The sequence below is a fragment of the Azospirillum terrae genome (assembly GCF_053470425.1).
The window spans coordinates 1-1,496 of record NZ_JBPXMR010000051.1; the positions used below are offsets into that span (position 1 = coordinate 1).

Genomic DNA, 1,496 nt, shown 5'->3' on the forward strand with positions numbered 1-1,496 from the left:
GTACCGCCGAAAGTCAGCGAAATTCCATTTTGGAGTCATAGAAAAAGAATGAGGAAAACCTCATTCTTTTTTTTATTGTTTAGGAAATTATAAAATTCTGTACTTGTGGATAAACGTTCGCTAAAATGTTGGTATCATTTTTCAAGGTGAATGACAATGACTAAACAAAACAGTGGAATTATCAAACGGATGTTGAGAGACCATTTTGATGGCTTTTGGAAGATGCATTCAACTCTTTTTCCTGAACGCTATCGGAAAGATATTGAAGAGACTGTTCAAAAGGCAATTCGTTGTGGTACGCGTGACTTAGGGTATTCACGATACGAATGTCTCGGGTGCGAGGGAAATCCTTCCCCCGTTTTTGTTTGTTTTACTTGTAAAAGCAGGTTCTGCCACAAGTGTGGAAAGAAATATACTGACGATTGGTCGGACAAACAACAGGAAATGATTCTTAATGTTCCTCATCGGCATATGGTATTTACTGTTCCTAAAGAGCTGAGAAATGTCTTCTTTCAAGATAGGAAGAAGCTAAATGAGTTAAGTAAAAAGGTATCCGAGGTATTCCAGTTTTACTATCGGAGGAAAAGTAGGAAGCGAGATCTCCAAGTTGGAATCATAACGGTCATACATACTTTTGGAAGAGATCTTAAATTTAATCCTCACATCCATGCATTGGTGACAGAGGGTGCTATAGACAATAGGAACGAATGGGTTTCTAGCGATTTCATCCCTTATGAGTATCTCAGGAAATCTTGGCAAAAGGTGCTGCTTGATTCGGTGAAACAATGGTTCCCGAAGAATAAAACGGTTAAGAATCTTGTTGATGAGTTGTATCTCCGTTATCCGAAAGGATTCTATGTGAACGCAGAAAAAAGAATGCGGGACGCCAAAGGGGCTGCTAAATACATTGGCAGATATTTAGCCAGACCGGCTGTTGCTGAATATCGAATCGAAGAATACGATGGGAAATCGGTTCGTTTCTGGTATGAAGACCATCAAACAGGAAAACGAGTGGAAGAAGTCCTTCCAGTCTACAAATTTCTATTCAATCTAATACAACACATTTCTCCCAAGCATTTTCGAATGGTTGGTCGTTTTGGTTTGTACAGTAGAAGAGCGTACAGAAGGGCGAGAATTGCTTTGGACCTTTACTCCTTTATGAGGACTAAGCAACTATCTTGGCTATTAGAACGGAAGAAGAAAAAGAAGACCTATCGTCAACGTATGATAGAGGCCTTTGATAAGGATCCGTTCCAGTGTCCTTGTTGCCTTCGACAGATGGATTTGGTGGAGATATGGCATGCCGACTATGGTTTCCTTTATCATTATATGGAAGACATGGAGTGTGTAAAAACAAGGAGGTATCACGGCAATGCCAAAAAACAACGAGCCGGATGAAATGAGTAAAGACCTTTTAAAATGGTTGGAGGAGGAAGATCCATTCGGATTGAATGAAGATATAAATACCATTCTGTTTAAATGTAAGGATTGTCGGA

1 protein-coding gene is annotated in these 1,496 nt (G+C 39.6%); it reads left to right on the top strand.

The window, feature by feature from the left end; all coding sequences use genetic code 11:
• The first annotated feature begins 156 nt into the window (after nt 1-156).
• Nucleotides 157-1,398 (top strand): IS91 family transposase, encoded by a 1,242-nt coding sequence (locus ACSVDD_RS29875; RefSeq protein WP_510167033.1) that lies wholly within the window; start codon nt 157-159, stop codon nt 1,396-1,398.
• Nucleotides 1,399-1,496 lie beyond the last annotated feature (98 nt).

What these genes read in the sequence shown, in the direction of transcription:
- ACSVDD_RS29875 (WP_510167033.1), top strand. Translation starts at nt 157, where the DNA reads ATGACTAAACAAAACAGTGGAATTATCAAACGGATGTTGAGAGACCAT.